The sequence below is a fragment of the Ruegeria sp. TM1040 genome (assembly GCF_000014065.1).
GTDB lineage: Bacteria > Pseudomonadota > Alphaproteobacteria > Rhodobacterales > Rhodobacteraceae > Epibacterium.
This window is the reverse complement of the sequence record NC_008044.1, coordinates 2,169,379-2,195,732: the sequence shown is the minus strand read 5'-3', so window position 1 is coordinate 2,195,732 and position 26,354 is coordinate 2,169,379. Positions and strand designations below refer to the sequence as shown.

27 protein-coding genes are annotated in these 26,354 nt (G+C 60.4%); 18 read left to right on the top strand and 9 right to left on the bottom strand.

Features of this window, described 5'->3' with window-relative positions:
• Window positions 1–12: 12 nt before the first annotated feature.
• The gene (gene gloB, locus TM1040_RS14865; protein WP_011539415.1) at window positions 13–828 is read right to left on the bottom strand and encodes a hydroxyacylglutathione hydrolase; all 816 of its coding nucleotides are present in this window, start codon (window positions 826–828) and stop codon (window positions 13–15) included.
• Between the two features lie 54 nt (window positions 829–882).
• Between gloB and TM1040_RS14860 the strand changes: the two genes are divergently transcribed.
• From TM1040_RS14860 to TM1040_RS20380, 8 genes are all read left to right on the top strand, one after another.
• On the top strand, window positions 883–1,629 hold the full coding sequence (locus tag TM1040_RS14860) for a hypothetical protein (RefSeq protein ID WP_011539414.1): 747 nt from the start codon (window positions 883–885) through the stop codon (window positions 1,627–1,629).
• A gap of 415 nt (window positions 1,630–2,044) precedes the next feature.
• Window positions 2,045–2,605, top strand: a complete 561-nt coding sequence (locus TM1040_RS14855) for a F0F1 ATP synthase subunit delta (RefSeq protein ID WP_044026841.1) — start codon at window positions 2,045–2,047, stop codon at window positions 2,603–2,605.
• Window positions 2,606–4,147 carry a F0F1 ATP synthase subunit alpha gene (gene atpA, locus TM1040_RS14850; protein ID WP_011539412.1) on the top strand — a complete coding sequence of 514 codons (1,542 nt, stop codon included), beginning with the start codon at window positions 2,606–2,608 and terminating at the stop codon, window positions 4,145–4,147.
• 15 nt (window positions 4,148–4,162) lie between these two features.
• Entirely contained in the window at window positions 4,163–5,038 is an 876-nt protein-coding gene (locus TM1040_RS14845; protein ID WP_011539411.1) for a F0F1 ATP synthase subunit gamma, read from the top strand.
• A 20-nt stretch (window positions 5,039–5,058) separates the two neighbouring features.
• Entirely contained in the window at window positions 5,059–6,483 is a 1,425-nt protein-coding gene (atpD, locus tag TM1040_RS14840) for a F0F1 ATP synthase subunit beta (RefSeq protein WP_011539410.1), read from the top strand.
• Window positions 6,484–6,494: 11 nt separating this feature from the next.
• Window positions 6,495–6,908, top strand: coding sequence for a F0F1 ATP synthase subunit epsilon (locus tag TM1040_RS14835; RefSeq protein WP_011539409.1), 414 nt, complete (start codon window positions 6,495–6,497; stop codon window positions 6,906–6,908).
• 124 nt (window positions 6,909–7,032) lie between these two features.
• Window positions 7,033–7,389: an H-type lectin domain-containing protein gene (locus tag TM1040_RS14830; RefSeq protein WP_011539408.1), complete on the top strand. Its 357-nt coding sequence runs from the start codon at window positions 7,033–7,035 to the stop codon at window positions 7,387–7,389.
• 300 nt (window positions 7,390–7,689) lie between these two features.
• Entirely contained in the window at window positions 7,690–7,923 is a 234-nt protein-coding gene (locus TM1040_RS20380) for a hypothetical protein (protein ID WP_166485562.1), read from the top strand.
• Between the two features lie 355 nt (window positions 7,924–8,278).
• Here the strand turns inward: TM1040_RS20380 and TM1040_RS14820 are convergent, their stop codons facing one another.
• Window positions 8,279–8,719, bottom strand: a complete 441-nt coding sequence (locus tag TM1040_RS14820; protein WP_011539406.1) for a hypothetical protein — start codon at window positions 8,717–8,719, stop codon at window positions 8,279–8,281.
• Window positions 8,720–8,785: 66 nt separating this feature from the next.
• On the opposite strand from TM1040_RS14820, the gene TM1040_RS14815 reads away from it, so the two are divergent.
• The 3 genes from TM1040_RS14815 (at window position 8,786) to TM1040_RS14805 (ending at window position 13,380) form a co-directional block, all read left to right on the top strand.
• Complete coding sequence (locus TM1040_RS14815) at window positions 8,786–9,139, top strand: MerR family DNA-binding transcriptional regulator (protein ID WP_011539405.1); 354 nt, start codon at window positions 8,786–8,788, stop codon at window positions 9,137–9,139.
• A gap of 164 nt (window positions 9,140–9,303) precedes the next feature.
• Window positions 9,304–11,748 (top strand): heavy metal translocating P-type ATPase, encoded by a 2,445-nt coding sequence (locus TM1040_RS14810; RefSeq protein ID WP_011539404.1) that lies wholly within the window; start codon window positions 9,304–9,306, stop codon window positions 11,746–11,748.
• A gap of 138 nt (window positions 11,749–11,886) precedes the next feature.
• Window positions 11,887–13,380 (top strand): hypothetical protein, encoded by a 1,494-nt coding sequence (locus tag TM1040_RS14805; RefSeq protein WP_011539403.1) that lies wholly within the window; start codon window positions 11,887–11,889, stop codon window positions 13,378–13,380.
• Window positions 13,381–13,442: 62 nt separating this feature from the next.
• On the opposite strand, the gene TM1040_RS14800 is transcribed toward TM1040_RS14805, so the two are convergent.
• From TM1040_RS14800 to TM1040_RS14785, 4 genes are all read right to left on the bottom strand, one after another.
• On the bottom strand, window positions 13,443–14,306 hold the full coding sequence (locus TM1040_RS14800; RefSeq protein WP_011539402.1) for a DMT family transporter: 864 nt from the start codon (window positions 14,304–14,306) through the stop codon (window positions 13,443–13,445).
• An 86-nt stretch (window positions 14,307–14,392) separates the two neighbouring features.
• Window positions 14,393–14,866, bottom strand: a complete 474-nt coding sequence (locus TM1040_RS14795; RefSeq protein ID WP_011539401.1) for a DUF2269 family protein — start codon at window positions 14,864–14,866, stop codon at window positions 14,393–14,395.
• On the bottom strand, window positions 14,863–16,191 hold the full coding sequence (locus TM1040_RS14790) for an SDR family oxidoreductase (RefSeq protein ID WP_011539400.1): 1,329 nt from the start codon (window positions 16,189–16,191) through the stop codon (window positions 14,863–14,865). Before TM1040_RS14790 ends, TM1040_RS14795 begins: the two co-directional genes overlap by 4 nt.
• 389 nt (window positions 16,192–16,580) lie before the next feature.
• Complete coding sequence (locus tag TM1040_RS14785) at window positions 16,581–17,603, bottom strand: ribose-phosphate pyrophosphokinase (RefSeq protein WP_011539399.1); 1,023 nt, start codon at window positions 17,601–17,603, stop codon at window positions 16,581–16,583.
• Window positions 17,604–17,707: 104 nt separating this feature from the next.
• Between TM1040_RS14785 and TM1040_RS14780 the strand changes: the two genes are divergently transcribed.
• Window positions 17,708–18,322, top strand: coding sequence for a 2-hydroxychromene-2-carboxylate isomerase (locus tag TM1040_RS14780; RefSeq protein ID WP_011539398.1), 615 nt, complete (start codon window positions 17,708–17,710; stop codon window positions 18,320–18,322).
• Window positions 18,319–19,155, top strand: a complete 837-nt coding sequence (locus TM1040_RS14775; protein ID WP_011539397.1) for an alpha/beta fold hydrolase — start codon at window positions 18,319–18,321, stop codon at window positions 19,153–19,155. Before TM1040_RS14780 ends, TM1040_RS14775 begins: the two co-directional genes overlap by 4 nt.
• 49 nt (window positions 19,156–19,204) lie before the next feature.
• Here TM1040_RS14775 and TM1040_RS14770 read toward each other — a convergent pair whose 3' ends face one another.
• The 3 genes from TM1040_RS14770 to TM1040_RS14760 all read right to left on the bottom strand — a co-directional run bounded on the left by TM1040_RS14770 (window position 19,205) and on the right by TM1040_RS14760 (window position 21,716).
• Window positions 19,205–19,675 carry a YcgN family cysteine cluster protein gene (locus tag TM1040_RS14770; protein ID WP_011539396.1) on the bottom strand — a complete coding sequence of 157 codons (471 nt, stop codon included), beginning with the start codon at window positions 19,673–19,675 and terminating at the stop codon, window positions 19,205–19,207.
• A gap of 9 nt (window positions 19,676–19,684) precedes the next feature.
• Window positions 19,685–20,617 carry a bifunctional riboflavin kinase/FAD synthetase gene (locus TM1040_RS14765; protein ID WP_011539395.1) on the bottom strand — a complete coding sequence of 311 codons (933 nt, stop codon included), beginning with the start codon at window positions 20,615–20,617 and terminating at the stop codon, window positions 19,685–19,687.
• Window positions 20,618–20,732: 115 nt separating this feature from the next.
• Window positions 20,733–21,716, bottom strand: coding sequence for a LysR family transcriptional regulator (locus TM1040_RS14760; protein ID WP_011539394.1), 984 nt, complete (start codon window positions 21,714–21,716; stop codon window positions 20,733–20,735).
• A 249-nt stretch (window positions 21,717–21,965) separates the two neighbouring features.
• On the opposite strand from TM1040_RS14760, the gene dctP reads away from it, so the two are divergent.
• From dctP to TM1040_RS14735, 5 genes are all read left to right on the top strand, one after another.
• Window positions 21,966–22,967 (top strand): TRAP transporter substrate-binding protein DctP, encoded by a 1,002-nt coding sequence (gene dctP, locus TM1040_RS14755; RefSeq protein WP_011539393.1) that lies wholly within the window; start codon window positions 21,966–21,968, stop codon window positions 22,965–22,967.
• Window positions 22,968–23,054: 87 nt separating this feature from the next.
• Window positions 23,055–23,618 (top strand): TRAP transporter small permease, encoded by a 564-nt coding sequence (locus TM1040_RS14750; RefSeq protein ID WP_011539392.1) that lies wholly within the window; start codon window positions 23,055–23,057, stop codon window positions 23,616–23,618.
• Window positions 23,619–23,622: 4 nt separating this feature from the next.
• A complete protein-coding gene (locus TM1040_RS14745) occupies window positions 23,623–24,909 on the top strand; it encodes a TRAP transporter large permease (RefSeq protein ID WP_011539391.1) in 1,287 nt (428 codons plus the stop codon).
• 19 nt (window positions 24,910–24,928) lie between these two features.
• Window positions 24,929–25,957: a histone deacetylase family protein gene (locus TM1040_RS14740; RefSeq protein ID WP_011539390.1), complete on the top strand. Its 1,029-nt coding sequence runs from the start codon at window positions 24,929–24,931 to the stop codon at window positions 25,955–25,957.
• A gap of 35 nt (window positions 25,958–25,992) precedes the next feature.
• Window positions 25,993–26,343, top strand: a complete 351-nt coding sequence (locus tag TM1040_RS14735) for a RidA family protein (protein WP_011539389.1) — start codon at window positions 25,993–25,995, stop codon at window positions 26,341–26,343.
• Window positions 26,344–26,354: the final 11 nt, after the last annotated feature.

The window sequence follows — 26,354 nt, the reverse complement described above, 5'->3', positions numbered from 1 at the left end:
CACAAACTGGTGTCAGAACTTATCCTTCGCCACACGGATATGGGCAAAGACCTCTGCGTCTTCAACCCCTTCCAAACCAAGCGTTTTCTTCAGGTTTGGATCGCCAGCTCGCAGGAACGGGTTGGTCTGTTTTTCGAGCGACAGAAGGGCAGGGACGGTCGGTTGGCCGTTTTGACGGGTTTTGGTGATTTCATCCATTCTTTTTTGCAGTGCTGCATTTTCCGGCTCCAGACTGAGCGCAAAGCCTGCGTTGCTCTCGGTGTATTCGTGACCGGAATAGATCAGCGTCTCGTCAGGGAGCGCAGAAAGCGTGGTCATGGTCTGCCACATCATCGCGGGCGTGCCCTCAAAAAGGCGTCCACAGCCCATCACCATGAGGCTGTCGGCGCTGAACAGGGCCGGCGCCTCGGGATAATAAAAAGCGATGTGGCCGAGCGTGTGGCCCGGCACTGCAAGCACCTGGCAGCGCCCGGCACCGGTGCCGCCTTCAAAGCCGGGCTCCAGTTCCATATCCAGTGTGACCCCCTGGGCTGCGATCTTATCGGCTTCGGCCTTGGGCCCCATGACCGGGCAGCCGAATTTTTCACGCAGTGCGGCGACACCGCCCACATGGTCGTGGTGGTGATGGGTAATCATGATGACCCCAAGCGACCAGTCCCGCGCCTCCAGAGCGGTCAGGATCGGCTCGGCCTCGGGCGCATCGATCAGCGCCACGCCATCGGGTCCTTTGACGAGGTAGGCATAGTTGTCCGCAAGACACGGAACCGTCACGATTTCGAGGCCATTTGCCACGGTGGAGGGGAAAGAGGTCTGATCGGGCATGGTCATTCGCTTTCACATTGCTAGACTGCCCCAGAGTGACCGAAGCAGTGAGCGTCTGCAATGCATCTGGATGTGCAGGATCTGAGGAATTTCTATTACCGCAGCACCTTGGGGCGCGCGGCGCAGGCCTCGATCCGGGGGCAGCTGTTGCGGATGTGGCCGGATGCCACCGGTGAGACGATCGCGGGATTTGGCTTTGCGGCGCCACTGCTGCGCCCATACCTGAGCGAAGCGCGCCGGCTCATGGCGCTGATGCCGGGGCCGCAGGGCGTGATGCAGTGGCCAGCCGGGATGCCCAATGTATCCGTACTTTGCGAGGAGACCTCATGGCCGGTGGAAACCGGGCGTGTCGACCGTTTGGTGCTGCTTCATGGGCTTGAGACCTCCGAGCAGCCTTCGGCCTTGCTGGATGAGTGCTGGCGCGTGATGGGGCCGCGGGGCAGGGCGATCTTTATTGTCCCGAACCGCGCGGGGCTCTGGGCGAGATCGGACGAGACGCCGTTTGGCTACGGACGCCCTTATACGCTCACCCAGTTGGAAAACCAGTTGCGCGCACATCAGTTCACTATCGAGCAGCATGCGGCGGCGCTCTACCGATTGCCGAGTTCGCGCCGGTTCTGGCTCAAGTCGGGCGCGATGATCGAGCGGGTCGGACGGCGCTTGCCCGCGATGATGGCGGCGGGCGTGTTCCTTGTGGAGGTCTCAAAGCAGACCCACCCCCAAAAGGGCCACATGACACGCGCGCGCCGCACCAACCCGATCCGGGTACTAGAGGGGCTCTCCAACCCGATCGCGGAACCTACCTGAGATGAGACAGACGCCCAATCGGTGCGCCTTCTGCGAGCCCAAGCGCGCGCCTTCGGGCGGCGATCCTTGCGTCCGGGCACCGTTGTCGACACTTCAGGCGTGAGATTCGACATTGTGTACGTTTGTGTACCAAAATGACGCAAATTCGGGCCTCGGAATCGTGTAGCGATAGGCAGGGGCGCGTAATTTTTTTCCAATAACAGCTGCGTCAAACCACCATAGTTTTGTTAAGTCATTGAAAACGTGTGACTTCGGTTTTCGCAGCTTCGGACAGAGGGAGTTGCTAGGTCGCAAAGGCTCTGCTACATCCACGCTGATTTCGATGCCCGGCCAAAATCGGGCGACCTCACGCCCCCGGATGCTACCTGCCAGGACGCATATAAACCGGGGCCAAAATAATATCGGAAGGGTGGACGTGTCCGAACCAGCTTCGATTTCCGCAGGCATTGCCGACCGCTATGCCACAGCGATCTTCGAGATCGCTGCCGAGAGCAATGCTCTCGACAACCTCGAGACTAGCATCAACGATCTGGCAGCCTCCCTGGCTGACAGCGAAGACCTGCGTACTCTCATCACCTCACCGCTGGTGTCGCGTGAGGAACAGGCCGCTGCGATCTCTGCCGTAGCGGACAAGATGGGGCTTGTAGATGTACTGCGCAACTCCCTCGCGCTGATGGCGGCCAAACGCCGCCTGTTTGTGGTGCCCGCCCTGATCGACGCGCTGCGCGCCCGTATCGCAGAAGCCCGTGGCGAAGTGACCGCCGAGGTCGTCTCCGCCAAGGCGCTGACCAAGACGCAGAGCGAAAAACTGGCCAAAACCCTCGCCGAGCGCGTGGGCAAGAAGGTCACCATCAATGCCACCGTCGATGCAAGCATCATCGGCGGTCTCGTCGTTAAAGTGGGCTCGAAGATGATCGACAGTTCGATCCGCTCCAAGCTCAACTCCCTACAGAATGCAATGAAAGAGGTCGGATAAATGGGTATCCAAGCAGCGGAAATTTCCGCGATCCTTAAAGACCAGATCAAGAATTTTGGTCAAGAAGCCGAAGTGGCCGAGATTGGTCGCGTGCTCTCCGTCGGTGACGGTATTGCCCGTGTCTATGGCCTCGACAACGTCCAGGCGGGCGAAATGGTCGAATTCCCCGGCGGCATCATGGGTATGGCGCTGAACCTGGAATCCGACAACGTCGGTGTGGTTATCTTCGGCTCCGACCGCGACATTAAAGAAGGCGACACCGTCAAGCGCACCAACTCCATCGTGGACGTGCCTGCTGGTCCCGAGCTTCTGGGTCGCGTTGTCGACGGCCTCGGCAACCCGCTCGACGGCAAAGGCCCGATCGAAGCCAAAGAGCGCAAGGTTGCAGACGTCAAAGCGCCGGGCATCATCCCGCGTAAATCCGTGCACGAGCCGATGGCAACCGGCCTCAAGTCCGTGGACGCGATGATCCCCGTTGGCCGTGGCCAGCGCGAGCTGATCATTGGTGACCGTCAGACCGGTAAGACCGCGATCGCTCTGGACACCATCCTGAACCAGAAGTCCTACAACGACGCTGCAGGCGACGACGACTCCAAGAAACTCTACTGCGTCTACGTTGCTGTGGGTCAGAAGCGTTCCACCGTGGCGCAGCTGGTGAAAAAGCTCGAAGAGTCCGGCGCGATGGAATACTCCATCGTTGTGGCCGCAACCGCGTCCGACCCGGCACCGATGCAGTTCCTTGCCCCCTACGCGGCGACCGCGATGGCCGAATACTTCCGCGACAGCGGCAAGCACGCGCTCATCATCTATGATGACCTCTCCAAGCAGGCTGTGGCCTATCGTCAGATGTCCCTGCTGCTGCGCCGCCCGCCGGGCCGTGAAGCTTATCCGGGTGACGTTTTCTACCTCCACTCCCGTCTGCTCGAGCGTTCCGCAAAGCTGAACGAAGACTTCGGTGCAGGCTCGCTGACCGCGCTGCCGATCATCGAAACCCAGGGCGGCGACGTGTCTGCGTTTATTCCGACCAACGTGATCTCCATCACCGACGGTCAGATCTTCCTTGAGACCGAACTGTTCTACCAGGGCATCCGCCCCGCCGTGAACACCGGTCTGTCGGTTTCGCGTGTGGGCTCCTCGGCTCAGACCGATGCGATGTCTTCCGTTGCGGGCCCTGTGAAACTGTCCCTGGCTCAGTACCGCGAAATGGCGGCCTTTGCGCAGTTCGGTTCCGACCTCGACGCCGCAACCCAGCAGCTGCTGGCCCGTGGCGCGCGTCTCACCGAGCTGATGAAACAGCCGCAGTATTCGCCGCTCACCAACTCTGAAATCGTCTGCATCATCTTCGCGGGCACCAACGGCTACCTCGACAAAGTCGACGTCAAGGAAGTGGGTCGTTATGAAGCCGAGCTTCTGACCTTCCTGCGCTCCAAGAAGGCCGACTTCCTGCAGTGGATCACCGATGAGGATCCCAAGTTCAAGAAGGGTGAACCGGTCGAGAAGATGAAGGCTGTTCTGGACGAATTCGCAGCAGACTTCGCGTAAGGAGAGAGACAGCACATGCCTTCTCTCAAGGACCTAAAAAACCGGATCTCGAGTGTGAAAAACACTCGTAAGATCACCAAAGCCATGCAGATGGTCGCGGCGGCGAAACTTCGCCGCGCCCAGGAAGCGGCTGAGGATGCACGCCCCTACGCCGAGCGGTTCAATGCCGTGATGGCGGGGCTGGCAGCTTCTGTCGGTCAAAGCGATACCGCGCCCAAGCTCCTTGCGGGGACGGGTTCGGATCAGGTGCAGCTCCTGGTGGTCATGACCGCCGAGCGCGGCCTGTGCGGTGGCTTCAACGCCAACATCGCCAAGCTGGCGCGTCAGAAGGTTCTCGACCTTCAGGCCGCGGGCAAGACCGTCAAGATCCTCACCGTGGGCAAAAAGGGCCGTGATGTCCTGAAGCGTGAGTTCGGCGACCTGTTCGTCGGCCATGTGGATCTGACCGAAGTCAAGCGCGTGGGCTATGTCGACGCGCAGGGCATCGCCAAGGACATCCTTGCACGCTTTGACGCGGGCGAGTTCGACGTTGCCACGATCTTCTACTCGAAGTTCCAGAACGTCGTGACCCAGATCCCGACTGCCCAGCAGATCATCCCGGCGGAATTCGATGCCGAGGGCGCCGAGGCGACCTCCGGTGTGGTGGATTACGAGCCCAGCGAAGAGGCGATCCTTGCGGATCTTCTGCCGCGCGGCGTCGCCACCCAGATCTTTGCGGGTCTGCTGGAAAACGGGGCGTCCGAACAGGGGGCCCGGATGAGCGCGATGGACAACGCCACGCGGAACGCGGGCGAAATGATCGACAAGCTGACCATCGAGTACAACCGCTCGCGTCAGGCCGTCATCACCAACGAGCTTATTGAAATCATTTCGGGCGCCGAGGCGCTCTAAGAGACAACCGGAGACGAAACATGGCAAATGCAAAAGGCAAGGTGACTCAGATCATCGGCGCCGTTGTGGACGTCCAGTTCGACGGCGAGCTGCCGGCGATTTTGAACGCCCTCACCACCGACAACAACGGCAAGAAACTCGTTCTCGAGGTTGCTCAGCACCTCGGCGAGAACTCTGTCCGTACCATCGCGATGGACGCGACCGAAGGTCTCGTGCGTGGTCAGGAAGTGACCGACACCGGTGCTCCGATCTCGATTCCGGTCGGCAACGCAACCCTGGGCCGCATCCTGAACGTTGTGGGTGAGCCGGTTGACGAAGGCGAGCCGATCGTTGCGAAAGAGACCCGCGCGATCCACCAGCCCGCGCCCGAGTTCAACGACCAGTCCACCGAATCCGAGGTCCTCGTGACCGGCATCAAGGTGATCGACCTTCTCGCGCCTTATGCGAAGGGTGGTAAGATCGGTCTGTTCGGCGGCGCCGGCGTTGGTAAAACCGTTCTCATCATGGAACTGATCAACAACATCGCAAAAGTGCACTCGGGTTACTCCGTGTTCGCGGGTGTTGGCGAACGGACCCGTGAAGGCAACGACCTTTACCACGAGATGATCGAATCCAACGTGATTAAGCCCGACAACCTCGAAGAGTCGCAGGTTGCTCTGGTTTACGGCCAGATGAACGAGCCTCCGGGTGCGCGTGCCCGTGTTGCCCTGACCGGTCTGACCCTTGCAGAGCAGTTCCGTGACCAGTCCGGTACCGACGTTCTGTTCTTCGTGGACAACATCTTCCGCTTCACGCAGGCCGGTTCCGAGGTGTCCGCACTTCTCGGCCGTATCCCCTCCGCTGTGGGCTACCAGCCGACGCTGGCGACCGACATGGGTGCGATGCAGGAGCGTATTACCTCCACCAAGAACGGCTCGATCACCTCGATCCAGGCTGTGTATGTTCCCGCGGACGACCTTACCGACCCGGCACCTGCAACAACCTTTGCCCACTTGGACGCGACCACCGTTCTCAACCGTGCGATCTCCGAGCTCGGCATCTACCCCGCTGTGGACCCGCTCGACTCCTCGTCGCGCCTGATGGACCCGCAGATCGTTGGCGAAGAGCACTACAAAGTGGCCTCCGACGTTCAGCAGATCCTTCAGCGCTACAAGTCGCTGCAGGACATCATCGCGATCCTCGGCATGGACGAACTCTCCGAAGAGGATAAGCTGACCGTTGCGCGTGCGCGTAAGATCCAGCGCTTCCTGTCGCAGCCGTTCGACGTTGCAAAAGTCTTCACCGGTTCCGACGGTGTGCAGGTTTCCCTCGAGGACACCATCGCGTCGTTCAAAGCCGTTGTGGCTGGCGAATACGACCACCTTCCCGAAGGCGCCTTCTACATGGTTGGCGGCATCGACGAAGTGATCGCAAAAGCCGAGAAAATGGCTGCTGACGCGGCCTAAGGAGGGCCCTCATGGCTGATACGATGCAATTCGATCTCGTGAGCCCGGAGCGGAGCCTTGCTTCGCTTCAGGCCCGCGCGGTCCAGATCCCCGGTGCTGAGGGTGACATGACGGCGATGCCTTTGCACGCGCCGACACTGACCACCCTGCGTCCGGGCATCCTGAAGGTGGACGCACCGGAAGGCACAACGGAGTATCTCGTCACTGGCGGGTTTGCCCAGATCACTGCCGAGGGCCTGTCGGTCCTCGCGGAGCGGGCGATCCCCATGGACGAGATGACCCGCGCCCATCTGGACGAGCTCATCGAGGAAGCCCGCACCATGTACAAGACCGCGCAGGAGGACAACTCTGAGCATGGTCTGGTGGAAGACGCGGCCAAGATGCTTGCAGACATGGAAGCGCTCGGGACCCACATGAGCCTCTGATCCTCCGGGAACAGATGAAACCTATAGAAACCGGCCCGCAGATCTGCGGGCCGGTTTTCTTTTTGTTAAGCATCATTTTGATATGAGTAATTTTAGATGTTTTCACACATCACGAGGTTGTTCCGTGCGCAATACGACATTTCGCAGCCAACGCACCGGCGTCGCGCAAGGGGATGTTGAGGTGTTCTCCGAGTTCGATTCCGGTGGCTCCATGTGGACCGGCTCTGGCGGGCGTGAACGCCGTTTGAACGTCCGTTTTGACCATCCTTTTCGCGCGATACCCGCAGTGCAGGTCACCGCTTCTTTGATGGACATGCATCAGGACACCGCGCATCGATCCGAACTGGTGGCCGAGAATATTTCCGAAACCGGCTTTGACGTGGTATTCCGCACTTGGTCCGACAGCCGCGTCGCCCGCGTCCGCGCTGCCTGGATGGCGATCGGCGATCTGCCGTTTGAGGATGATTGGGACGTGGAGTAGGGGGATCTCGTGGCGAAACGAGAACCACTGACATTCTGGCAGTGGCATTTTTCGAAGACGAAACGGTTCACGATCCTTCTTTTTGGTGCCAATGCGGCTGGCCCTTTTTGCTTGTGGCTGCTGCTGAGCGGTGCTGCCGCGACCTCTGGGGATGCCTCTGTGGCGCGTTTACAGATGTCGCTTGTTTTATGGGTTGTCCTCTTGGCGGTGCTTTATTGGCTATTTCGCAAGGAAAGGCAGATCACGCCCGCCAAAATCTCCCAAGGCGATAAGATCCGGTTCAGGTCTATCCCGAGCGATTTGGACGCAGACCATATCCTGCACCCCATCGAGCCTGCCACAAATGGCATGCCTCTGACGCAGCAGAAGATTTTCTCCTACTTGGTGACATGCGGCGATCATTTTACGGTCTATGACAGTGCCGCAGCGGGGGGCAAGGAATTGCACCTGAAGCTGTGTGTTGAGGATCGGATGCAGACCTACGTGGTCCCGGTTCCGGTCGACGACAGTTGGTATGTCTCGCGCTATGCTTGAACCTAACCCTGCAGGCACGATAATCACCACGTCCAGAAGGCTGTTCTCTGTTGGCGGCAGAAAATCTCGTATTTCCTTATTAGCACGCAGCGACCCTACATAAGGGCCAATCGCGCAAGATCCGCATAGGGGGGATCACACCATGAGCCATCCCATCCCGGCCACTCTTTCGACCGAAGCCGAGCCCTGTGCGCGTTGCGTCGGGCGTGTGGATCGCATGGGCGCCGTCTCCAAGTCACCTTCGCGACGGAGTGCGTGCATGTGCAAATCAAGTCGGGCGTTGTGACACTCTCTGAGTCTGCTTGGACACGCCTGAGGCGCGCAGTCGCGCGCCCCAGGCTGAGGATGCGTGGTCTCAAACGGGCGTCTCAGCACCACGATGAGGGGCCTGACGTCGATAGCGCGCGACCGCACCCGCCAACTGCAGAACGCAGAAAGTTATCTCCACGGTCAGGAAGAACCACAGGAGCGGCGTTGCGCCGTGCATCAGGGCGTTGATCATCGCAATGCTGTAGAGAAACCGCCCCGTTCCATCGACCACCGCCAACCGCACGTCCGCGAGATAGAGCCGCAAGAGGGCCCAGAGCATCACGATCGAGCCGTAAAAATTGGCAAACATCGCCCCATGTGTCTCAAGTGGCTCAAGCACCCCAAACCCCAACGCGGCGTTGAGCGGGATCATCACATAGCCCCATGTCAACGACAGCGTAATCGGTAGGGCAAAGGGAACCGACATGGCCAGATCATACCAAGCCGAGGCCAGGTAGACCTTTTTGTTCATCCCATCGCAAAACATGATTCTTCCTTTCCTGTTGCGTTGGGGCTCGGTATAGAGGTTGGACTATAGTCTAAGGTCAAGCAGATGTTGAAAATCGGGGATCTGGCACAGCGCACCGGGGTCAGCGCGGATGCGCTTCGGCTCTATGAGCGGCGGGGGTTGATCCGCTCTGAACGTATGGCCAACGGCTATCGCGTGTTTGATCCCGAGATGGAGCGGCTGGTGAAACTGATCCGACTGGGCCAGAGCATCGGCTTTACCCTGCGCGAGATGGAGCATGTGATAGCGACCCTGTCGAGTCGCGATCTGAGTGCCGCACAAACCGCCACATTGATCCAGGATCGGATTGACGCGGTCGATGTCAAACTGGCTGAGCTCACCGAGCTGCGACGCCTGCTTGTGGATCTTCAGGATCAAGCCTGCCCGCTCAGAGGGTGACCGGGGCAGCGGGTGTCCTGCTGCCCACCGGCGCAAAATCTTCCCTCGGGGCAGGGTAATTCACCCAATATGGCGTGTTGTGGGAAAAATCTCATATTCCCTCTTGAGCTTCCAGTGACCGGAACCCCTACATGGAAGACAACAGGCCATAACGGAGTCGCTTCATGACCCAACCGATCACCGCCCGCCTCTCGATTGAAGGAATGACCTGCGCCGGATGCGTGGGGCGCGTCGACCGCACATTGGCGGCCCTGCCGGGACTGCGGGACGTCTCGGTGAACCTCGCCAATGAAACCGCGCAAATCACTGCCGAGAGCCCCGAGGCCCTGCAACAGGCCGACAGCGCCCTGCGCGATCTTGGCAAGCCTGCGCGCCATCAGAGCGTGCAGCTCTCGATCGAGGGCATGACCTGTGGCGGTTGCGTCGGTCGGGTGGAGCGCGCGATCAAGGCGCTGCCGGGAGTGGTTTCGGCCAATGTGAACCTTGCCGCCGAGAGCGCGCAGGTGGAGATCCTGCAAGGTGTGGTGACGCCCTCTGAGGTGGCCGCGGCCAGCACGCAGGCGGGCTATCGTGCGCGCCCCGCAGAGGCAACAGACACCGAGGACCGCGCCGCCCGCAAGGATCGTGAAGCGCGCGACCTGCGCCGTCAGGTCATGATCGCCGCCGCGCTGACGCTGCCTGTATTTTTGCTCGAGATGGGCGGTCATGTGGTGCCAGCCGTGCATCACTGGATTGCGCAGACCATCGGCATGCAAACCTCTTGGGTGATGCAGGCCCTGCTGACCACGGCGGTTCTGTTCCTGCCCGGACGGGCGTTCTTTACACTGGGCCTGCCTGCCTTGCGCAAGGGCGCGCCGGATATGAACAGTCTTGTGGCGCTTGGGGCAGGGGCGGCGTGGATCTATTCCCTTGTGGCGACCTTTGCGCCCGCGCTGTTGCCCGCCGATGTGCGCGCGGTCTATTTCGAGGCCGCGGCGATGATCGTCACCCTGATCCTGATCGGGCGCTGGCTTGAGGCGCGCGCCAAGGGCCGCACCGGCGCCGCCATCCAGGCGCTTGTGGGTCTCCAGGCCCGCCATGCGCGGCGTCTCACCAAGGACGGCCAGCCTGAGGATGTCGAGGTCGAGGACCTTGCACCCGGCGACCGCATCTTGGTGCGCCCCGGCGAACGGATCCCGACCGATGGCACAGTGCTGGAGGGCACCGCCCACGTCGATGAGAGCATGATTTCCGGCGAGCCGATCCCGGTTGAGAAAACCGAAGGCGCGCCTGTGACCGGCGGCACCGTGAACGGCGAGGGCAGTCTGACTGTTGCTGTGACTCGCACAGGCGCTGAGACCACGCTGGCCCAGATCATCCGCATGGTCGAAGACGCCCAGGGCGCCAAACTCCCGATCCAGAGCCTCGTGGACAAGGTCACCCTGCGCTTTGTGCCGGTGGTGATGGTTCTGGCGGTCCTAACGGTGGGAGTCTGGCTCTTGGTGGGGCCAGAGCCAAGATTGACCAACGCCCTTGTGGCGGGCGTGTCGGTGCTCATTATTGCGTGCCCCTGTGCCATGGGGCTGGCAACCCCCACCTCGATCATGGTGGGGACGGGGCGCGCGGCAGAACAGGGGGTGCTGTTTCGCAAGGGGGACGCGCTGCAATCGCTTCATGAGGTCGATATCATTGCCTTTGACAAGACAGGCACGCTCACCGAGGGGCGTCCGTCGCTGGTGGCGCTGCGTCCGACCGAAGGGTTCGAACGGGCAGAGGTGCTGGCCTCGGTGGCGACAGTGGAGGCCCGCTCGGAGCATCCCATCGCCCGCGCTTTGGTAACGGCGGCACAGGACGAGGGCCTGAGCCTTGGCGAGGTCAGCAATTTCCAGAGCCTCACGGCGCGTGGCGTCACGGCTGAGGTGGCGGGGCGCGAGATCCGGATCGGCAGCGCGCGCCTGATGTCTGAAGCCGGCATCAGCGTCGATGCGCTGGCCTCCGAGGCGCTGGAACGCGCCGGGCGCGGTGAAAGCGTGCTCTATGCCGCCATTGGCGGGCAGTTGGCGGCGCTCCTGGCGGTTGCCGACCCTATCAAACCCACCAGCGCCGAGGCGATCAAGGCCCTGCGCGCCATGGGCAAGGATGTGGCGATGATTTCCGGCGACGCGCCCGCCACGGCAGAGGCCATCGCGCGCGATCTCGGCATCAGCCATGTGGTTGCGGGCGTCGCGCCCGAAGGCAAAGTATCCGCACTCAGGGATCTGGCCTCGCGGGGGCGCAAGCTCGGTTTTGTCGGCGACGGGATCAATGACGCACCAGCCCTGGCACAAGCGGATGTGGGGATTGCCATTGGCACCGGCACCGATGTGGCCATCGAGGCGGGGGATGTGGTCCTGATGTCGGGCGACCTGCGCGGTGTCGCGACAGCGATCCAGATCTCGCACAAGACGCTGGTGAATATCCGGCAAAATCTCGGCTGGGCCTTTGTTTACAACGCAGCGCTGATCCCGCTGGCGGCAGGGGCTCTCTATCCTGCTTTTGGGATCTTGCTCTCACCGGTCTTTGCAGCCGGGGCGATGGCGCTTTCTTCGGTGTCGGTGCTCACCAATGCGCTCCGGCTCAGACGCGCCTGACCCGGACCCTGCGCTCATAACGATGCGCGATGGCCCATCATGGTCCACCTGCGGGAGGCGAATATATCTTTGGTTAGTCCCCTCCCGCGTGTACACTCTTCCTATTCGACATGTATTTTAAGAGTTGGAGAGTTTTTGATGAAAGCCTGTTTCCCCTTTGCGACAGCAGTGATCGCAGCGACAAGCCTTGCGGATGTGGCGCGCGCGACTGACATGGCCGTCGTGACCTCTGATGACTGCATCCTGACAATTGGCCGCTCGGCCGATGTGAGCCCGGGCTTTGCCTTGCCGGTGCGCTTTATCGACATCGAACGTCCCGAGCCGGCGGCGGATGGTGCCAAGAGCGCGCTGACGCCCATCGCAACCGCACTGGCGGTGAAACTGGTCGAGACAGCCTTTGAGTCCGGTGTGAGCTATCTGAACAAAAAGGCAAATCCTGACCCCAAGACCGCCGAGCGGATGATTGGGGTCGATATGTTCCGGGTTGCAAACGAGATGGAGGTTCTCGCGCCAACCAAGGACGACCCCGAAAAGACAAAGACGGTCCGCCCGGTGTTTCTGAACCCGGCGCTGAGATGCCTGACCGTTGTGACCGCGTCGGCTCCGATCCAAACCGAGGCCGGGGCGATCAGGACGGCTGACCTGCTGCAGCGAATCGCGCAGGATCAGGAAACCGTGGAGGCATGGACGCAGGAAACGGAGACCAATGGGCTTTCGGATGAAACGGCGGGTTATCGTCTGGCCAAGGCGGGGATCGCGGTGCTCGAGGGGGGCTCACTGGGCACGATCCTTGAGCTGCGCCTTGAGGTGACCGCCGATGGCAGCGCGTTTCGGTATGTGCCGGTCTATTTCGACGTGATGAACTTTGCCACCGAGGGCAAGGAGAAGCGCGACATTGGTGTCACGATCAAGGTCTCAAGCCTCGGCACGTCCTCCGACAATACCGTCGCTCTGGCAAGCTTTCATGCCAATCAGCTGTCAGCAGTCACCGGTTCGGGTGGCAATGTGGGGGTGAGCGTCCAGTCAAGCAAAGCCTTTGGCGGCTTTGGCCCGACCACCGTCGAGGCGGTGCTGGGGCGGGGCGCTTGGTCGAAATTTGCGATGCCAAGCGCGGCTCTGCCTCAGAGTATCCAGGACCTTTTGAACCTGGGATCATTGGATGGTTTGCAGGGCAACGCCGAATTCACCCCCTTCGTGAACGAGGTCCAGCGCCTGCAGACCGCCCCTTTTACCTACACGCCGGTGAACATCTCGGTGTCGTTTGAAGAAAGCACCGAAGCCTCTCGGGTGGTTACTTTCCTCGATGATTTTGTCAAAGACAACGACGCCCTGAAGGATCAGCTGGAAAAATCGACGCTCAAGGCGCTGGGGCTGCAATCCGACGCAGATGCGCTGGCAGAACTTGTTGCGCTAAAGCAAAAGGAAATCGATGCGGCCGAGGCCCATCTCGCGGTTTTCAAAGCGGATCCGGACAATCTCTTGGACGCCAAAAAGGAATGGTTCGACAAGGTTGTTGCCGATCGGGAGCAGCAGATTGCAGAGAAGAAGGCAGAGCTTGCCGCGTTGCAATTCGGTCAGGACACTTATGTGCCGACATCTAGTCTTGATCTCACCGAGCCGGATGTGGACTGAGCCGCATCTGCGAGACCCTCTTGGAGGATCCGGTGGCGGGCCAAGGCGCGCCGCCTCACCGCTCAGAGCGGCGTCGCGCGCTGATGGGCCAGAAGCGAGCCAAACCCTGACAGGAGGATCAGCCCAAGACCACAAAGCGAAATCACATCGGGCCACTCGCCAAAAACCACGACGCCCAGCACAGTTGCCGAAATCAACTGGCTGTAGACCAACGGCGCAATCAGAGAGGCCTCGGCGGTTTTGTTCACGACCACGAGAATATAGTTCCCGACTGCCGAACCGAGCGCGCTCAGCGACAGGAGCGTAAAGATCGTCCAGTCAAGTGTCGGCATCTCCACGCTGAGCCCCATCGGGGTCAGCAGCAGCGTGCCGATCAGCAGCTGCGACATCAACAAAAGTCGCGGTCGATAGCTGCCGGCCACGGTGCGGGTCATTGCCAGATAGGCGCCATAGAAACACCCCGCCGCCAGCGCGTAGAACAGCCCAAAGCTCACGCCGAACCCGGGTTTGACCACCAGCATGACGCCAATGAACCCAAGCCCCAGCAGCAGGCTGCGCAGCGGCGAGGGGCGCTCGCCCAGGAACAGGACCGCAATCACATAGGAAACGCCGGGCCCCACAAAAAATGCGCCAAACACATTGGCGATCGGCTCTGTGCGCAGCGCGGTCAGAATGCAGGAAATCCCGGCGGTGACAAAGCCTGCCCTGAGCCAGACCCTCCAGTCGCGGGCAATCGACAGCTCGGTAAGACGCAGACCACTCAGCGGCAGGAGCACCAAAGCCCCAAGTCCAAAGCGTGCCCAAGCGACGATCACCGGATCCACACCGCCCGAGGTCAGCACTTTACCTGCGGTATCGCCAAGCACAACACAGGTGACGGCGGTGAAAACCAGAGCGGCAAGGCGCAGAAGATCAGTGGTGTGCATGGGGAACCGTAAGGTGGACAGGGTATCACCTGCCTATCAGCTGCGGCTGGAGATCCAAAGCGCTCACTATGTTCTGGTGTGCAGTGTCATATCGCGGGGCGGACAACCATGAGCCATAGCAGCGCAACAATCGCCAGGAACGCCGGGACGCCGCACGCGAACCAAATGCGATACAACAGCATGTAGCGTGCTGACAGCGGTGTCGCTGTTTGGGCGGATGTACGGGCCTCGTCACGCATTTTGATTTGGATCGACACGACAGGCAGCCAAAAAAGCCCAATAAATACATACAGCGCGAGCGAGACTGCAATCCAACCTTCCCAAAGGGGCCACCCATAATAGCGAGCCAAAACGAAGCCTGTGATAGGTTGCGCTACCGCAGCCGTTGCCGTGAACAGCATGTCAGCGATGACAACAATATGGGCTGTATGCGCGATACTGGCCGCATCCCTGGTGCGATGAGCCATGACCATAAAGAACGCGATCCCGGCTCCGGTGCCGATCAAAACACAGGCGCCAAGGACGTGCAGCAAACGCACAACATCAATCCAGACAATCATCGCGTTTCCAGTGCAATACGGGCAACCAAAGCCAAAGCAATACTTGGCAGGACTTTTATCATCGGGCCGAGCGGATCAAGCCATAGGTGCGGTACAAAAACCGTTGATGCCCCCAAATAGAAAAGACTGACGCCAACGGCGCACCAACACGCCTTTTTCGCATAGGGACGGTAGGCAAATGCCGCTGCTATAGCGAGATCAACGATTGACCAGAAAAGCACGCTGGTCGCTGCCAAGGCATGTGTCCAGCCGACGTTTTCAAGAACAAGCGCAGCCTCCCCTATTTGGAGGAGTCCAATGACACCAGACAAAAACCAAAAACTAATGAGCGTAGCAATGATGATGGGAGTAAGCAGTGCCATTCGAGCAAACAGTCGATCCTCAGCTCGCGCTGGCATACTCGCCAAGGTTTGCGAGAGTGATCTGACGGGAGACAACCCAAACCGAGAGAGGTCAGTGGGAACTCCGGTTACGCCATCGTCCAGCACTTTGATCGCAGTGCTTCTCAACGGCGATCGCCATCCGAGCCTTCCCAATCCATCTGCAATCTTCGACATTGATATTGTAAATAGACTTGGGATCAGAAACTCATGTTTTGTTGGCGCAAATCCCAACCAAGCGCGGATTGACGCCACCACGTTGCGCAACGAATGAGTTTCGGTTTCCACCAGATCGCCAACAAAGCCATTGGGAATATCACCTGCAAGTGCTGCGCTTACGGCTTTTGCGACATCATCCAATGCAACCGTCTGAATCTTGGCATCGGGCACTGCAAGAGGTTGTACCAACGGAAATGCGGCCAACATGCGTAGCATGGTTGTTCCACCATAGCTATGTCTTGCCAAAACGAGCCCGGGTCGAAAGATATGGTGATCTTTGCCTGCTCGCTGAACCGCAGCATCACCGCGTCCCTTTGATGCAAGAAATGGCGTTGCCGCATCCTCAGAGGCACCTACCGCCGAAATTTGAACGAGTTTCACTTGTGAGGTCGCACAAGCTTCAGCCAAAGCGGCCACGGCGTGGTGGTGGACCACCTCGAGGTCATCCTCGGGCCCGTCCTGTAGAGCGCCGGAGCAATTCACGACGGCATTGATGCCTTCCAAGAAAGGTTGCCATGCGCTCGCTTTGGTCAATGAGCGAAGATCTGCGGGAAGCCAGTCGATTGTTGGAATGACGCGTTTCCCGGTGTCGGTATCGCGACCAAGCCCGATGATCCTATGTCCGTCGCGCTCTAAACGCTGCGCGACCCCACACCCGATGAGGCCATATGCGCCAATGATGAGCACCGTCAGTTCTAGAGGGGTGTTTGGTTTAGAGGCGTTCATGCAAATTCTCTGTTGAAAAAACGATTTGAGCATCGAACCGCACGATATCTGTTTCGCTTCGGGTGTGCGTTGGCTCGCTTGTGCGAAACGTATCTATTGCCGAAAGGCGGCATTCATTCAATCCGCAGCCTCAGTGGAATGGTCACAAAGCCCGAAGTCGTCGCGCGAAGGACCATAGTGCGCTGTCCTAAAGCATACTTTGCCTCGCCCGGTGGTACCCTTGCGCACTTTTAACAGGGCGCGGACAGGGCGTACCGCTGCCCCTGGTCTCACCTTCGTCCTTTGAAAACCATTGAACAGACGTGGCCATGTGCGGTGCATTTTTTCGACGCCCACAAAAAAACACCCCACGACATCTCGCGGGGTGTTTTGGTGAAATCCGAGCGATCTTAGCTCTGGCTGTTGTAGAGCGACTCGTAGATCGGGATCAGGGTCTTATCCTCAAACAGCGAGGACACCGAGGTGCCGTGCCAGATGTTGAGGATCGCCTGCGTAAAGAGCGGCGCGGTGGGCACGATGCGGATATTGGGCGCGTCGAGGATCGGCTGAGTGGGCTGGATCGAGTCCGTCAGCACCAGCGATTTCATCACCGAATTGGTCACACGTTCCACGGCGGGGCCGGACATCACGCCGTGGCTGATGTAGGCGTGGACTTCCTTGGCGCCATTGTCGAGCAGGATCTGCGCGGCCTTGCAGAGGGTGCCGGCGGTGTCGCAGATGTCATCGACGATCAGGCAGATCTTGTCTTTGACGTCACCGATGACGGTCATCTCGGCAATCTCGCCCGCCTTTTCGCGGCGCTTGTCGACGATCGACAGGGGGGCGTTGATGCGTTTCGCGAGCTCGCGGGCACGCGCCACGCCACCCACATCGGGCGAAACCACCATCAGGTCGTCCATCTGGTCCTTGAACTGCGCCTTCACGTCCAGCGCAAAGATCGGGCTGGCATAGAGGTTGTCCACCGGAATATCGAAGAAACCCTGGATCTGAGCGGCGTGCAGATCCATGGTCAGAACCCGCTCGATGCCCGCGCCGGTCAGCATATTGGCGACCATCTTGGCTGAAATCGGTGTGCGCGCCTTGGTGCGGCGGTCCTGACGGGCGTAGCCGAAGTAAGGGATCACTGCGGTGATCCGCTGGGCCGAGGAACGGCGCAGCGCATCGGCGATGATCAACAGCTCCATCAGATTATCATTGGCCGGGTTCGAGGTCGGCTGGATGATAAACATATCCTCGCCGCGCACGTTCTCGTAGACTTCGACAAAGATCTCGCCATCGTTGAAACGCTCGACACGGGCGTTCACGAGGTCTTGGTCGACACCACGGTGCATGCTCATGCGGCGCGAGATCGATTTAGCGAGCGGAAGATTGGCGTTCCCAGAGATCAACTTGGGTTCGTTCAAGGTCGGCATTGGCTGTTTTTCCCCAGGCAGCAATGTGACAGATTCGTGATATTGAACCCCGCTTAACACGCACATAGGGTCAGGCCTAGTTCTAAGCACGAGGAATTCTCGCCATGACCGCCTCTTCCCTGTCAATCGACTACTATTTCTCAACTTTGTCGCCCTTCAGCTATCTGGCTGGGCAGCGGCTCGAGGAAATCGCGGCCCGCCACGGTGCTGCGGTGACCTACAAGCCGTTTGACATCATGGCGCTCTTTGCCCGCACCGGGGGCACGCCGCCCAAGGACCGTCATCCGGCGCGGCAGGCTTATCGCCTTATCGAGATGGAGCGTCAGTCCAAGCGCACCGGGTTGCCCTTGAACCTGAAGCCCGCCCATTGGCCGACCAATGCAGCGCCTTCGTCTTATGCGATCATCGCGGCGCAAAAGGCGGGCGGCGGGGATCTTGGCGCACTTGTCCATGGCACATTGCGGGCCGTCTGGGCCGAGGAGCGCGACATCGCGCAGGATGATGTGGTGAAATCGCTGTTGGAGAGCGCCGGTTTTGACCCCGCGCTTGCGGATAGCGGCCTTCTGACCGGCGCGGAGATCTATGCGCAAAATCTCGAGGATGCGGTGAACGCCGATGTCTTTGGCGCGCCGTTTTATGTCACATCCGACGGGGCGAAGTTCTGGGGGCAGGATCGTCTGGTTGATCTTGACGAGCATCTTGCGGGGCAGGGCGCGTGAGCCTCGATCTGAGCGCGCTGCCGCAAGAGGTCTATCACCGAAAGTTTGGCACCGGGGCGCGTCATCTGGTGGCGGTGCATTGCTCGCTGGCGCATTCGGGGGCCTGGCGGGGGCTTGTTGGGGCCTTGGGCGAGGACCGTGTCAGCTGCACCGCATTTGACATGCTCTCGCACGGCAAGAGCCCGGATTGGGACGGGCAGGGCCTGTTGCAGCGTCGCAATGCCGAGGCCGGGCTGTGTCTCTTGGAGGCGGAGGTGGCAGAGACGGGTGGGCCGGTTGACTTGATCGGGCATTCCTTCGGGGCGACGGTGGCGCTGGCCATGGCCGAGATGCGCCCGGACCTGGTGCGGAGCCTCGTGATGATCGAGCCGGTGCTTTTTGCTGCCGCCAAGGTGCAGAACCCGGACGCGCTCGAGCAGATGCGTTCCGATCACATGGCGGTGCGGAGCCCCTATGCGGCGGGCGATGTGGAATATGCCACCCGGCTCTTTAACCGGGCCTGGGGAACGGGCCATCCGAAATGGCCGGATCTGCCAGAGCATGCCCGCGCCGCCATGGTGCGATCGTTTCCGGCGGTGATGGACTGTGACAGCCAGGTCTATGACGATGCGGCCGGGCTGCTTGCGCCGGGTGCGCTCGAGGCGCTCGAGATGCCGGTGCTGGTGATGCAGGGCGGTGCGACGCAGCCCATCATGACCGCGGTTACCGACGCGCTGTCGGCGCGGATGCCAGAGGCGCAGATCAGCGTCATCAAGGGCGCAGGCCATATGGTGCCGGTGACACATCCCGAAGCGGTGGCCGAGGTGTTGCGGGCGTTCTGGTCTCAGAGATAAGCCAGTGCTGATCGGCTCTGGGGTCGGTCAGCGCTCTCCGGGCGTATCCTTAGACCGGTTCCTCGATAATGTAGTCTTCCCATTCCTCCAGCGGCGTGTCGAATTCCGACACCGTCATGCCGCGCACCGAGACCCCGGCGCGATGCACGCTGTCCGGATCGCCCGTCACCAGCGGGTGCCAGTCGGGCAGGGATTTCCCTTCCCAAAGTCGGCGATAGGCGCAGGTCTGGGGCATCCAATAGGCGTGGGTGTCCAGGTTTTCAGGTTTCAGCACGATGCATTCGGGAATGAAGCTGTGCCGGGTCTCGTAATGCGCGCATTGGCAGCTCTGATCGTCGAGCAGGCGACAGGCCACACGGGTGAGCGCAACCTCGCCGCTGTCCTCGTCCTCCAGCTTGTTGAGACAGCATTTGCCGCACCCGTCACAGAGCGCCTCCCACTCGCGCTGCGAGAGTGTCTTCAGGGGCTTCTTCTCCCAGAACTTCGGCGTCAGCCCGTTGCGGTCGATCTGATTGGTCATGTCACCCCCTCAGAGCGATGTGAGGATGGCGCGGGCCTGATCGCAATCGGCCTGCATCTGCGCGATGAAAGGCTCGAGCCCGTCGAACTTCAGCTCGGCGCGCAGGTAATCCACAAGACCCACGGAGAGATGCGCGCCATAAAGGTTGCCCTTGAAATCAAAGAGATAGGTCTCGATGTTGGGCTGCTCGCCATCAAACATCGGGCGCACGCCGACCGAAGCTGCGCCATGATAGCTGCCCTTGTGCGGCCCATCGAGCACATCGACCAGCACCGCGTAGACGCCAAAGGCCGGCGGGTGCAGGCCGTCAATGGACTGATTGGCGGTGGGAAAGCCCAGCGTGCGGCCGCGCTGTTCGCCGCCGATCACTTCGCCTTCGATACGGTGCCAATGGCCCAGCATGGCGGCCGCGTCGCGCGGGCGGCCTTCGCTCAGCGCGGTTCGGATCGCAGTCGAGGACACGGTGTGTTCTGAGTACCCCATCAAAGGCGCGATGGTGACGCCGAACCCCATGTCCTGCCCGAAGCGTTGCAGATCTTCGACGGTGCCTGCGCGGCCCTTGCCGAAACAGAAATCGGCCCCCACGACCACATGCGACAGGCCGAGTCCCTCGGCGATCACATTGCGGGCAAACTCCTCGGGTGTCAGCGATGAGAGCGCGTGGTTGAAATTGAGCTGATAGAGCTTCTCCACGCCGATCTTTTCCAGCCGATGTGCCCGTGCCTCTGCCGACATCAGCCGGAAGGGCGGGGCATTGGGGGCAAAGAACTCGCGCGGATGAGGCTCAAATGTCATCACGCCGAGGGGCGCATCGGGCGCGGCCTTGCGTGCCAGATCAATGACCGAGCGGTGTCCGCGGTGAACGCCATCGAAATTGCCGATCGCAACGGTGGCCCCGCGATCCTGCTCTTCGACGAATTGATAGTCCCGAATGATGCGCATGGCGCTTCCCTAGCTCCGAGTGGGGGATGGCGCAAGGGTGCTGTGTCCTGACCACAGGTTGCGCCGCTCTGATATGTTGAAATGAGGTCTTTATGAAAAAGTGAAAACTGAGAGGTCAGGCATAGGAACGCTCGGCAAAGGGGACGGTTTCGAGGCGCTCGATCAGAGTGGTGAGCAGCGTTTCCTCGGCGCGGTTGCGCACGGTTGTCGGGTTCCAGATCAGATAGACGTCGACTTCGGGCAGGTCCTCGAACGGAGGGACCTGCCACAACAGACCATCCTCGATGTCGCGCGCGACCACATGTTTGGGCAAAGGCCCAATGCCAAGCCCTGCCATGATCATACGGCGGACCTCCTCGAGGTTTTCAGAAACGCCCGTGATCTCGGGTGCGAGGGCGGCGCGGGCCCGTAAGAGGGTGACATCCTGCAGCGCGTCCTGCAGGCGGTCATTGTCAAACACCACCGCCGCATGGCCCTTCAGGTCCTCAAGGGTCAGATCGCTGCGGCCAAAGAGCGGGTGACGGGGGCCACAGAACAATCCGAAGGTTTCGCGGTAGACAGGCAGATAGCGCAGGTTTGGGTCCTGTTCGCGCACAAGGGCGAGGGCAAAGCTCACACGCTTGGCCGCCACGGCGGTGATCGCATCGCCACTGGTGATCACGTCAATCGCAAGGCTGGCCTTTGGGTGCGCGGCGTAAAAATCGCCGATCACACTGTCAAACAGCGGGCAGAGCACATGGCTCGCCACCGCGATTCGCACATGGCCACTGATTTCAGGGGTGACGGTGCGCATCAGGGTCGCCAGCCGCAGGATGGAGCCGTTGATGTTGACCGCCTCGCGGTAGAGCATCTGGCCGGCCTTGGTGAGGGTGAAATGCCCCGGCGAGCGATCTATCAGGTGCTGCCCTAGCTGGTCTTCAAGCTTCTTGAGCGCAACCGAAACCGAGGGCTGTTTCAGGCGCAAACGCTCTGCTGCCTCGGTGATGGAGCCACTCTCGGCCAGCACTACAAAGGTGCGCAGGAGGTTCCAGTTCATCTCGCGGGTCAGACGTTCCGGGTCGATATGGGGGCGGGGATGGACCTGATCTGGTGGTGTCATGTTTTTAAAATCAAGGGTTTGAGAGTGGGTCTGTCGGCCCTGAGTGTGAGCTGCCAGATGACGTATATTCAGGACCATTATCAGAATCTATGCAGGGGTAATCAATTATCTATTTGATCTATTTGCTATCCCTTCGCAAATTTCGCCGAAGCTTGGCGTTGAACCCGGCCTTCTTCAGAAGCGGCAAAAGCCGACAGAGGGGCCACCAGGGGACGCGTCACACTGACAACAGGGAACGGAGTTTTTCTCATGCGTAAGTCACTTTTGACCACCGCAGCCACGGCGGCTGCTTTCACCCTGTCGCTCGGCGCTGCAGACGCGGCAGACATGCGGCTCAAACTCGCCGGGGTCGTCCCGGTCGAACACTTCGGCAATGACATTCTGAAGCAGATCGAAGCGGATATCGAAGGCGCTGATGTGGGCCTCTCGGTGACCTTGTTTGAGGCGGGGCAGCTGGGCTCTGGCGAAGAGCTGTTCGAGGACGCCGCGCGCGGCAACGTCGATCTGGTGCATTCCGTGATCTACGCGCATCGTGACCCGGTGCTGGAGATCAACTCCTTGCCTTATCTGGTGTCGAGCTTTGATGAGATGGAAGACATCTATCTCAACAAGGACAGCGCCTTTAACGAGATTTTTGCCGAGCGTCTGGAGGGGCTGGGGCTGAAACTTCTGGCCAATGCACCCGAAGGTTTCATCGGCGTTGTGGCCGAGAACCTTCCTGAAAACGCCACCTCGGTCGGCGACAAGGACGTCAATATTCGCGTCTGGTCGAGCCAGGTGATCAAAAACACCGTCGAGGCCATGGGCTTTAACGCCACCACGATGAACTGGGGTGAGGTTTTCCCCGCGATCCAGTCCGGCGTCGTGGACGGGGCCATCTGCTGCACCGCGCAGCTGGCCTATAGCGCCTTTGCCACCTCGGATGTGGGCAAGTATTTCATCCCCTATGGCGCAGTGGTCGAGAACACGACCTATTACGCCTCCATGGAAACATGGGAAGAGATGAACGACGAACAGCGCGCCGCCGTACAGGCCGCCTTCGACAAGGCCGCACAGACCTATTTTGCCGAGGCCAAGGCGAATGAGGCGGGCTATATCGATAAGCTTAAAGAGACCGGTTACGAGGTCGTTGAAGTTTCTGACGCCGAACGCAGCGCGATTGCTGAAACCGTGCGTAAGGACGTCTGGCCCGGCATTGCCGAGATCGTTGGTCAGGACGTCATCGACCGCCTGATGACCGCCAAGAACTGATCGCCCTGATCTCAGTATGTGCAGGCCCCGTTTTGCGGGGCCTGTGACCTTATGATCCTCAAATGATCTTTGGACGGTGACCGCGTCATGAAAGACCTGAGCCAAGATTTGCCCGCAGGGCTGGCCAAGCTGGTCCGCATCCTGTTGCGGCTTCAGACCATCTACGTGTGCTTTGGCTGTATCGCCATGGCGCTGACGTTCTTCTTTGTGGTGGTGTTCCGATATGGCTTCAACGCTGATCTGTTCGCCTACGAGGAATGGCTGCTCATCATCTGTTTCTGGCTCTATTTCATCGCGGCCGCCATCGGCACCTGGGAGGGCGCGCATGTAAACGCCGATCTCCTGGATTTTGTGATCCTTGATCCCGTCAAGCGGCGCGCGCGGGCGATCCTCATTACCGCGATTGAACTCCTGGTGACCTTGGTGCTGTTTTACTGGTCCACGGTGATGATGATCGAGGAAATCGGGGATTACCCGCGCTATCAGACCACGATTGCCTTGCAGATCCCGTTCTTTGTGCCGCGTGCGGCGATCTTCTTCGGCTTTGGCTTGATGGGGCTTTATAGCGCGCTGCGGTTCTTTGTTTTCCTGAAACTCCCGGCGACGCGGTTTGCGGTCTCTGCCGACAGCGACCCCGCCCAAGGAGCCTGAGCCCATGATTATTCTCGGCAGTCTTTTTATCCTGTGTGTGCTGCTCCTCATTGGGGTGAGCGTGCCTCTGGCCTTTGGTGGCGTGCTGGTCTTTATCGGCGTCTTTGGCGGCCATGATGTGACCGGGTTCCTGCCCACGGGGCACTGGAAGATGAATTCCATCGTGCTGCTTGCGATTCCGCTGTTCATTCTGGCAGGTGCTATCATGGAGCGGGGGCGGATCGCGGCGCCGCTGGTGTCGGTGGCGGAGCTTCTGGTGGGGCGCATCCACGGGGGGCTCAGCGCGGCGGCGGTGTTCGCCAGCGGTATCTTCGGCTCGATCTCGGGCTCTGCGGCGGCGACGCTGACCTGTATCGGGTCGATTATGATGCCGCACCTGAAGGCCGCGAATTACCCGCGCGGCCCGGCGGCGGCGCTGATTGTGGCGGCCTGTCCCTTGGGGCTCCTGATCCCGCCGTCGTCGTCGCAGATCCTTTATGCGTGGGTGGCGCAGCAATCGGTGCTGAAGTGTTTCCTTTCGACCGTGGTGCCGGGGCTTATCCTGATTACGCTTTTGTGCATGGTGAACTACGTACTGATGCGCAAGGCGGACCTGAAACTGCTCGAACGCCCGGCAAGCTACCCGCAGGAATTCGTGCGCCGCGGTGGGCGGGCCTTTCCGGCGCTGTTGATGCCGATCATCATTCTTGGCGGTATCTACGGCGGCATCATGACCCCGACCGAGGCCGCAGGCGTGGCGGTGATCTATGCCATTCCCGTTGGCCTGTTCATCTATCGCGGCCTTACGCCTCAGAATATCTGGCCGACCCTGCGCTATGCGGGCACCACCATCGGTGTGGTGATGCTGATGGTCTTTGTGGTAGTGATCGTCAGCCGCTTTCTGGTCTTTGAAGACATCCCCGGGATGGCCAAGGATCTGATCTTCTCGATCTCGGACAACCCGATCGTGATCTTGCTGATGGTCAATCTGGTGATGATCCTCATCGGTATGCTGATGGATGATATTTCAGGGCTGTTGCTGTCAGCACCGCTCCTGTTGCCCATCGTACAAAGCGTCGGAATGGACCCGGTGCATTTTGCCGCCGTCCTTGGCGTCAACCTCGGCATGGCCAACATCACGCCGCCCACGGCACCGCTGTTGTATCTAGGTGCAAAGGTCACCGACACACCCGTGAGCGAGATGCTGAAGCCCACCTTCATCATGATCCTGTTTGCATGGCTGCCGACGCTGCTGATCACCACATTTGTGCCCGAGGTGGCGCTGTGGCTGCCCAATTTTGTCTTTGGCTAAGGCCGCAAGGAGACCCCGCATGAAAGCGATCTATGATCCCCGCCAACGCGCCCATAACCCCAGCCAGTTCATGGCCTTTGGGGTGATGAAGCCCAATCCCGAACAACCCGAACGCACCGAGATCCTGCGCAGCGGCGCGGAGGCGGCAGGCTGTACCTTCACAGCGCCCGAGGATGCGGGCCTTGGCCCCATCGCGGCGCTGCATTCGCCGGAATACCTGACCTTCCTGCAGACCATCCACGCCCGCTGGAGCGAGATCGAAGGCGCAGGCCCCGAGGTGATTTCTCATATCAAGCCGGGAGATCGCCGTGACAGTTATCCGCGGTCTGCGCTAGGGCAGGCGGGCTATCATCAGGCCGATACCTCCTGTCCGATCAATGCCGACACTTGGGGCTCTGCCTATTGGTCGGCGCAGACTGCGATCACCGCCGCCGACCTGATTGCAAAGGGCGAGCGCGCCGCCTATGCGCTCTGCCGCCCGCCGGGGCATCACGCGTTTGGAGATATGGCGGGGGGGTTTTGTTTCCTCAATAACTCCGGCATCGCGGCGCAGCTGTTGCGGGATCGGGGCCTCAGGCCCGCAATTCTGGACGTGGATGTCCACCACGGCAACGGCACGCAGGGGCTGTTTTATGATCGCGACGACGTGCTGACGCTCTCGATCCACGCCGACCCTGCGGACTTCTACCCGTTCTTCTGGGGCCACAGTTCTGAGCGCGGCGAGGGCCGGGGGCGGGGCTATAACCTCAACCTGCCGCTGCCGCGTGGTACCGAAGATGCACCGTTCCTGGATGCACTGGACACCTGTCTTGACCGGGTGCGCGCCTTTGGGTGCGATGTGCTTGTGATCGCGCTGGGCCTTGATGCCTCCGTGGACGATCCGTTTCAGGGCTTTCAGGTTACCGGCGACGGGTTTTCGCGCATTGGCGAGGCAATTGCCCGCGCCGGCCTTCCAACGCTTTTTGTGCAGGAAGGCGGTTACATCTCCGACAGCCTCGGTCATAACCTCACCCGCGTGCTTGGCGGATTTACCTCTGCTGCACGCTGAGATTTCCTTTAATCCTCAAACCATAAGAGACTACTATGAGCGATATCACCTACGCCCACACCACCCAGCGCATGAGCCAGATCGTCACCCATGGCGACACCATCTACCTTGCCGGTCAGGTCGGCACCGCGGGCGCAAGCGTCACCCAGCAGACGCAGGATTGCCTTGACAAGATCGACGCGCTGCTGGCCGAGGCGGGCTCCTCCAAAGAGCGCATCCTGCAGGCCACCATCTGGCTCGCGGATATGAGCGATTTTGCCGAGATGAATGCCGTCTGGGATGCCTGGGTGCCTGAGGGGCGCGCACCGGCGCGGGCCTGTGGGGAATCCAAGCTCGCCACGCCCGATTTCACCGTGGAAATCCTGATCATCGCCGCCAAAGGCTGATCTCAGCGCGT